Origin of the sequence: Serratia montpellierensis (assembly GCF_020858655.1) — a bacterium.
Classification (GTDB): domain Bacteria; phylum Pseudomonadota; class Gammaproteobacteria; order Enterobacterales; family Enterobacteriaceae; genus Serratia; species Serratia montpellierensis.
Map to the genome: position 1 here is coordinate 12,731 of NZ_VOSN01000022.1, position 6,986 is coordinate 19,716.

A 6,986-nucleotide genomic window follows, 5' to 3' on the forward strand; every position below is an offset into this window, starting at 1 on the left:
CTTCCGGGATCACCGGCATGTTGTAGCGCTCTTTGTACGCCACGCTTGAGGCGGCGAGATCCACATTCACCCTGTCCATCTCTTCTTTGGACAACTCGGCCAGATTGTAAACCACCTTATGCTCCTTACTTTGCCGCATTGAATCTGCGCAGAAGGTAATCCACCCGGCGGCGCTTGGCAAGCCCGTTGCGCCGCCGTCGCGAGCGATATTTATCCAGGAGTAATGCAATCTATTTATTCTTTTAAATAAGAATGATTCGCTTTTTGATTAAAATAAAAGATGGAAATAATTATCATGTTAATTCTCAATGCGAGGTTAATATTTTAACTTAATGATATTAAAGTGTTTTATAATAAATGTGATTTGAGTGTAAATAAGGTGTTTTTATTTTTACGGCGGCAGGGCATAATGCGCGGAAATTAAATTCATGACCTGCAAAATAAAAGGAATCATTATGCTGACGCAAGAAATGACTCAAAAGCTGAATGAGCAACTGAATCTGGAGTTCTACTCCGCCAACCTGTACCTGCAGATGAGCGCATGGTGCAGCGATAAAGGCTTTGAAGGCGCCGCCGCATTTCTTAAAGAGCACTCTCAGGAAGAGATGCAGCATATGCAACGTCTGTTCGACTACCTGAGCGACACCGGCTCTCTGCCGCTGCTGGGCAGCATCGCCGCGCCGCCGGTGGCGTTCGAATCGCTGGCGGACGTGTTCCAGCAGACCTACGAACACGAACAGCTGATCACCCGTCAGATCAACGAACTGGCGCACGCCGCCATGACCGCGCACGATTACTCCACCTTCAATTTCCTGCAGTGGTACGTGGCGGAGCAGCACGAAGAAGAGAAACTGTTCAAATCCGTGCTGGATAAGCTGGCGCTGGTGGGCACCAGCGGCAAAGGCCTGTTCTTCATCGACAAAGATCTGAAGAAAATGGGCGCGATGGGCCAGGGCGGCAACGGCCAGGTTTAATCCGCATCAGAACATCGAAAAACCGCGCGCGGGCGAGCCTGACGCGCGGTTTTTTTTACCCTGAGTTTATCGCGGTTATGCGGCGATACGTGCTGCCGGATCGCAAAATGCCAGTGATGCGCTCGACTTGCCGCAGCGTGGTCGTTATGATTTACCGCGATACGCTACAGGGATGGTAGAGTCAAAACAGCGGGTTAGCCGATATAACCCGTTTTTCTGTTTACCCGTGGCGCAATCATTTGCGGTGGGTTGGGGCCGCTGATACATCGCCTTGGCTGTGGCCTTAACCCTTATGACCCTCTTTATACTGTTAAGGGATACCACTGTGATCGGTAAAATTCGTTCCTCCTGTCGCCTGCTTTCCACCGTTTTCGTCCTGTTCGTCGGCCTGTCTTCGCAGCAAGCGCTGGCGCACGCCCACCTGAAAGTGGAAACGCCGAAGGCCGACGCCAGCGTCAGCCCGGCGCCGAAGGCGCTGACCCTCAGCTTCTCCGAAGGCATCGAGCCGAACTTCAGCGGCGTGAAAATCACCGGCCCGGACAACGCCGTGGTGAAAACCGGCAAGCTGCAGCTCGATCCGAACAATAACACCCAGGTCAACGTGCCGATCGACGGCGAGCTGAGCGCGGGCAAATACAACGTCAGCTGGCATGTGGTTTCGGTCGACGGGCACAAAACCAAAGGCCAGTACAGCTTCACCGTAAACTGATCGTGAGTCTGGCGACCCTGTTCGTTCTGTGTCGCTTGGTGCACTTTGCGGCGGTGATGCTGATGTTCGGCATCAGTCTGTTCACCGCCTTATTGTCACCGCAGCGCCTCTCCCCGATCCTCTCCCGCGATGTGCGACCGCTGCTGCTTGCCGGCACCTGGATTGCCGGGCTTTCCGCCGTGGCGCTGCTGGCCATTCAGGCCGGGCAAATGGGCGACGGTTGGCAAGACGCTTGGCGGCTGGAGGTCTGGTGGGCGGTACTCGGCACCACCTTCGGCGAAGTGTGGCGTTGGCATTTGGGCCTGTCGCTGCTGGCGATCCTGAGCCTGCTGCTGCCGGAAAGGCCGCGCGCGCAGGCGTTGGCGCTGTGTTCGGCACTGCTGCTGGTGAGCCTGGCGTTTATCGGCCACGCGGCGATGCACGAAGGTACGCTGGGCGCGCTGCACCGCGCCAACCATGCGGTGCACCTGCTGGCCGCCGGCTACTGGTTCGGCAGCCTGGCGCCGCTGCTGGTTTGCCTGCGCTACCTGCAGCCGCCGCAGTGGCGCAGCGACGCCATCACCACGCTGATCCGTTTCTCGCGCTGGGGGCATCTGGCGGTGGCGGCGGTGATCGTCACCGGCATCGTCAACAGCCTGATCATTCTCGGCGGTTGGCCGCTCAACCTCGGCTCGCCTTATCAGCGCCTGCTGCTGATCAAAACCGCGCTGGTGGCGCTGATGGTGATGGTGGCGCTGGCCAATCGCTACGCCATCGTGCCGGCAATGAGCCGCGTGCCGGCGCTGGCGCAGCGCGGCGTGGTGCTGGCCTGCTGGCTCGAAGTCGGGCTGGGGATGGCGGTGCTGCTGCTGGTCAGTTTATTTGCAACCTATGCGCCGGTTTGACATTTCAGCTTGCCGCAGGCCGGCAAGCTGCGGGAAAATCGACGCGAATAGCAACCTTAAGGCCAACACATGAAATCGGTATTACTCGGCATTACGCTGCTGGCAACCGCGACCGGCGCGCTGGCGGCAGACAAACTGGTGAACATCACCAAACTGGAGTACGGCAAACAGTGGGCGTTCACCAAGGAAGAAGTGACGCTGCAGTGCCGCAGCGGCGGCGCGCTGTTCGTGCTCAACAACAGCACCCTGATGCAATACCCGCTCAACGACGCAGCGGAGCAGCAGGTGAAGAAGGGCCATCAGCGCGCGCAACCGCTGGAGGTGCTCCTGCTGGACGACCCTGCCGAACCGGGGAAAAAAATGAGCCTGGCGCCGTTCATTGAACGCGCTGAGAAGCTGTGCGCTGACTAACCGCTTGTTTGCCAACGCCTTGCCCAACGTGCGCGGATTGATGCGCATTTGCCGCATAGTTATTTCGTCACGAAACTATCACGCGGCCGCCGGGCGGCTGGCAAAACTGGCGCGGTAGGCTACTCTTAAAGTGCACGGCTGAACAAGCCCTGCATTAAATGCCAACTTTTAGCGCACGGCTCTCTCCCAAGAGCCATTTCCCTAGACCGAATATAGGAATCGTATTCGGTCTTTTTTTAAGTTATTGATTTTATTATGTTATTTTCGAAAAACTCGAATTTACTCGAAATTTACTCGAATTTTGATATTCGGTCTTTTACAGCATTACGTACTCTTTCCCCCTCGTATTGAGATATTTCAGCGTCATCATCTCTGATGTATGCCCCAGCAGTTTCTGCGCAAAATCCCTTCCTCTTTCCTTCTCATACAGCCGGCCGGCCAAACTTCTGATCTCGTGAAATGTCGGCGGATTTTCCTCGAACGACAAACCTGAAGCCTTCCGCGCCGCAACAAATTTTTTCGTTAGTCCATCAGGATGCAGCGAGCCATCTGGGCTATTTTTGCGGATGCCGGCGCTGATCATAAAGTCTGTAGTGCTGACCAACCTGCAGCGATCGATCACTGTCCCGAGGCGGAGGCCTACGATCTTCAACTCTAGATCCAGGGGTAGGGAAATCATGGCGCCAGTCTTCCCTTGCTCGACAAGTAATCTGCCGTCTACGACATGGCTAAAACGCATCTGTGTCAGATCTTCGCGGCGCTGGCCAGAAACCAAGGCCAGATCCATCGCCAAGCTGAACCAGGGCGGCATTGGGTCTGCTGCATAACGAATAGGCCCATATTGCGCCAGTTCCAGGCGTTCGCGCTTTACCACGACTTTTGCGGCGCGGGTAGGCGTTACGGGATTGTTTTCTATATGACCTTCGACGATTGCTTCGCGGAAGATATCGGACAGCACCGAACGCATGGTGGCGGCCATTGTTTTTTTGTCCTGGGCGATCCAGAACTCCAGAAACTCGGCGACGTGTCGAGTCGTGATTTTTGAAAGTACCATGCTGCCCAAGCGCTCGCGGATAATGTCTAGTTGGCCGGCGCGCACCTTGTAAGTGTTTTCGGCAAGCTGGCGGCGTTTGAATATTACCTCGTACCGTTCGATCCAAGAATTCAGTGTGTACTCATGGCTGCCTTTGATTTTCTCCAGTAACAGGACGGGAGAGTAGTTCTGTTCGATGTAGTGGTTAGCTTCGATCGCCTGCGCAATGGCGTCACGGCGCGCAATCTGCCCCAGGGATATCTCCCTCTTGGTGACCGGGTTGCGCCAATAGAAGGATTTGCCCTTGCTGCGAAACGTGAGGTTTTTTGGCAAACGCATATCATACCCCTCCCTTCGCCGTGTCATTGATCACCTTCTCCATAAACGCCGCTCGAGCTGGCTCGATGCTTCGCGCTTCCTTTATTTTTCTACCCAAATTGAGATCTTTGGGATTGATGTAAATAGTCCCTGGTGTCAGCCGATATTCGCGGCCTTCTTTTTCCGCTGCCGGGTAAAAATTTCCGTTCCTGGCCCAACGCTGTAAGGTTTGCCGAGACGGTTTTTTACCTGGGTAAATCTCGTTGCACCATTCTTCTAAAGTCAGTTTTTGAGTCATTTGGTTATGCTCCTGCGCACAACCGGCCACGATCTTACCTTTGGCCCGCGTTGTGTTTTGATTTTCGAAAATCATTTCTCAGTGCTGTAAACGCCGTCGCAGTACAGAACGGCGCGCGGGCGGCGCAATTGGATTGCTTCCCTCATTCGCTCGCACTGGTCGAAGCTCGAGTAAATTCGCTCAGATACCGGCAGCGCGTCGCACGCATCATGGCCGCACGGGCTTACCAGCAGGAGGAAGCCGATAAGTGTCAGCATGCCGCCTCCTGCGCCGGCGACAGGTCATCGATCGCCTGCTGATAGCGCTGAACCTCATCAGCGCTCAGGAACCGCGCAGAGCGATGCAGAAGGGCGCCGAGCTCTGCCCGTTCCTGGCTTGTGGTGCCGCCGTTCTTGCCGGCCGCATCGATCGACGCACCCAGGCCGGCAATCGCGTTAAGGCGGTGGTGTTGCAGTACGATTTTGTTTTTCAACTCGGTGTACAGGGTGATCCCCAGCTGCGCTTTCATATCTTCAACTGAGGCGCGGAGGTCTGTCGCCTGAGCAGTGGTGGTGATCTTGTCGATGCTGCCGCGAATATCTTCAGCAATCTTTTCTGGTGCTGAATTTTCTGTAACTGGCTCGGGCGCCTTTTCAGCCGCCTCGATCAGCTGTCCGGCGCTTACGCGAGTGTCCGGTGTGACGTCTTTTTCTTTATGCCAAACCATCTCTTGCCCGCGCTCGAGCATTTCCATGATCTCGGAGTTATTCGGCAGCCGCCGGCCAAGACGGTGCATGACGGATTTGCGAGACATTGATTCGTACCAGTTAACCCACGGCCCGCTGTCACTGTTCCTGCTTGCGGCGCGGACTTTCTCGATATCCTCGATATTCATCACTTCAAACTGCAGCTCGCCGGTGCGCATCTTCGCGTAGGCGAACGCACCAATCATCTCGCCACGGTCGAGCATGTTAGGTTCATAGAAAATGTGTTCGCCGTTCTCGTCCATCCAGACGCGGAATTTATCGTTTTTGTACAACACGCGGGTGGCGATGATAGATACCTCGCCAGACTGGCGTACCCGCTTCATTACGCCATCGATCATTGGCAGGTACTGTGCGCGGCGGACCCGTTGACCATTTGGGAGCTTGGTTTTGTAAACGACGAGCGCAGCTTCGCGTCCGTCTGGAATGAGTCCGTCTTTTGCACAAGACGAAAGGGCGTTGATAACGCTCTGGCGATCGGCATCGAACAGATCAGGATTCGTTGATAACGCCACTGCCGCGGCGTTGGTGAATTTTTCAAAGCTGACGTGGCTCGGCAAAATCTCCTTTGCCGGTGCCAGCTGTTCTGCCAGGTCTTTCTGGATCAGTGCAAGTTGGTTGCTCATTGGTATGCTCCTTAGGCTACGCGCAGCGCTTCCATGCGGCGCTGGTCAAAGTCGTTAATGTCGTCCACGATTTCTTCGGTGATCGGTTCTGGCCACACGCCGGTATCCTGTGCCTGTTTGATATCCCGCAGGGTTTTGCGGTACTCAAGGCGGCCGAGTTCGAGCAAGTCAGCGGAGGCCTCAACGATGGCGACCCAGTGGTAGTGCTCATCCTTGTTGACGAAAATCCAGAAGAACTGATCCAGCGCCGCAACATCGCAATACATGCCCGCGCTCAGGTGGTAATCGCGCTCGATGATTTCACGGTGCAGGCGGGCGCGCAGGGCGCTTTGCTTGACGTTACCCATGCTGACGGTTTTAAGGTCAAAGCCGGTACGCAGGCCGCCGGCCTCAATCTCAAGATCGGGACGTACGCGCAGCTCGAGGCCAGTTTCTTCATCGATGCCGAAATAGCTCACCTCAACCGCGCGTTGTGGGTGCTGCAGCAACTGCCCGGCCGATGGGTGGGTGAACAGGGCGCGCTGAATTGCCTTGGCATGTTTCATCTGCGCCTGCGTGATCGTTTGGCGCTGGTCGCTGCTATTTTTCCAGGCGCTGATCACTTCGTCGGCGAATACCGCCGTTGGCAAAATCGTTTTGATCCGCGCGGCCATATCCTCTTTGCTGCCGCTTACCGGCAACGGCGCCGGAATCGCGCGCTCTTTCTCGACAAACTCCGGATCGATGGCTGCCAGTTGTTCCAGCAGTGCGTCGCGGCCGCCGGTGGTTTTCAACGGCGCCGGCAGGGTGGCGTTGTACTTCTTGATGCAGGCTTTCATCGCCGTGGCGGTGATTTTTGCGTCCTCTGGGATGCTCTGAAATTCCGGCGGCAGCAGCATATAGAACTGGCCGATTTCGTCAGCGTTGCCGCCCAGCGCATATGGCGCTTGCAGGGTGGCGTTATGCTTCTCGATCACGGCGCGCAGCGTATCGGCGTCGGTCTGTTTCGGC

Annotated in this window: 10 protein-coding genes; 4 read left to right on the forward strand and 6 right to left on the reverse strand. The window is 55.9% G+C overall.

What is annotated here, in order from left to right:
* On the reverse strand, positions 1-115 hold a 115-nt coding region (locus tag FUU19_RS22090; RefSeq protein ID WP_230507433.1), incomplete at its 3' end, for a DNA polymerase III subunit theta.
* A 340-nt stretch (positions 116-455) separates the two neighbouring features.
* On the opposite strand from FUU19_RS22090, the gene ftnA reads away from it, so the two are divergent.
* The 4 genes from ftnA (at position 456) to FUU19_RS22110 (ending at position 2,978) form a co-directional block, all read left to right on the forward strand.
* Positions 456-974, forward strand: a complete 519-nt coding sequence (ftnA, locus tag FUU19_RS22095) for a non-heme ferritin (protein WP_147823373.1) — start codon at positions 456-458, stop codon at positions 972-974.
* A gap of 292 nt (positions 975-1,266) precedes the next feature.
* Entirely contained in the window at positions 1,267-1,683 is a 417-nt protein-coding gene (yobA, locus tag FUU19_RS22100) for a CopC domain-containing protein YobA (protein ID WP_046899289.1), read from the forward strand.
* Between the two features lie 2 nt (positions 1,684-1,685).
* Entirely contained in the window at positions 1,686-2,567 is an 882-nt protein-coding gene (copD, locus tag FUU19_RS22105) for a copper homeostasis membrane protein CopD (protein WP_141969492.1), read from the forward strand.
* A gap of 69 nt (positions 2,568-2,636) precedes the next feature.
* Complete coding sequence (locus tag FUU19_RS22110) at positions 2,637-2,978, forward strand: YebY family protein (RefSeq protein WP_025302452.1); 342 nt, start codon at positions 2,637-2,639, stop codon at positions 2,976-2,978.
* A gap of 316 nt (positions 2,979-3,294) precedes the next feature.
* Here FUU19_RS22110 and FUU19_RS22115 read toward each other — a convergent pair whose 3' ends face one another.
* From FUU19_RS22115 to FUU19_RS22135, 5 genes are all read right to left on the reverse strand, one after another.
* A complete protein-coding gene (locus tag FUU19_RS22115) occupies positions 3,295-4,377 on the reverse strand; it encodes a tyrosine-type recombinase/integrase (RefSeq protein WP_230490385.1) in 1,083 nt (360 codons plus the stop codon).
* Entirely contained in the window at positions 4,352-4,627 is a 276-nt protein-coding gene (locus tag FUU19_RS22120; protein ID WP_099782632.1) for an excisionase, read from the reverse strand. Before FUU19_RS22120 ends, FUU19_RS22115 begins: the two co-directional genes overlap by 26 nt.
* 71 nt (positions 4,628-4,698) lie before the next feature.
* The gene (locus FUU19_RS22125; RefSeq protein ID WP_048795012.1) at positions 4,699-4,884 is read right to left on the reverse strand and encodes a hypothetical protein; all 186 of its coding nucleotides are present in this window, start codon (positions 4,882-4,884) and stop codon (positions 4,699-4,701) included.
* Entirely contained in the window at positions 4,878-5,996 is a 1,119-nt protein-coding gene (locus tag FUU19_RS22130; protein ID WP_230490386.1) for a recombinase RecT, read from the reverse strand. The genes FUU19_RS22125 and FUU19_RS22130 overlap by 7 nt, the downstream gene beginning before the upstream one ends.
* An 11-nt stretch (positions 5,997-6,007) precedes the next feature.
* Positions 6,008-6,986, reverse strand: a 979-nt coding sequence (locus tag FUU19_RS22135) for a PD-(D/E)XK nuclease-like domain-containing protein (RefSeq protein WP_230490387.1), incomplete at its 5' end; no start/stop codon positions are given.

Excerpts from the sequence above, each read along its gene's own strand:
- FUU19_RS22130 (WP_230490386.1), bottom strand. The coding sequence starts at position 5,996 with ATGAGCAACCAACTTGCACTGATCCAGAAAGACCTGGCAGAACAGCTG.
- FUU19_RS22115 (WP_230490385.1), bottom strand. The coding sequence starts at position 4,377 with ATGACACGGCGAAGGGAGGGGTATGATATGCGTTTGCCAAAAAACCTC.
- ftnA (WP_147823373.1), top strand. The coding sequence starts at position 456 with ATGCTGACGCAAGAAATGACTCAAAAGCTGAATGAGCAACTGAATCTG.
- FUU19_RS22110 (WP_025302452.1), top strand. The coding sequence starts at position 2,637 with ATGAAATCGGTATTACTCGGCATTACGCTGCTGGCAACCGCGACCGGC.
- FUU19_RS22120 (WP_099782632.1), bottom strand. The coding sequence starts at position 4,627 with ATGACTCAAAAACTGACTTTAGAAGAATGGTGCAACGAGATTTACCCA.
- FUU19_RS22125 (WP_048795012.1), bottom strand. The coding sequence starts at position 4,884 with ATGCTGACACTTATCGGCTTCCTCCTGCTGGTAAGCCCGTGCGGCCAT.
- yobA (WP_046899289.1), top strand. The coding sequence starts at position 1,267 with ATGACCCTCTTTATACTGTTAAGGGATACCACTGTGATCGGTAAAATT.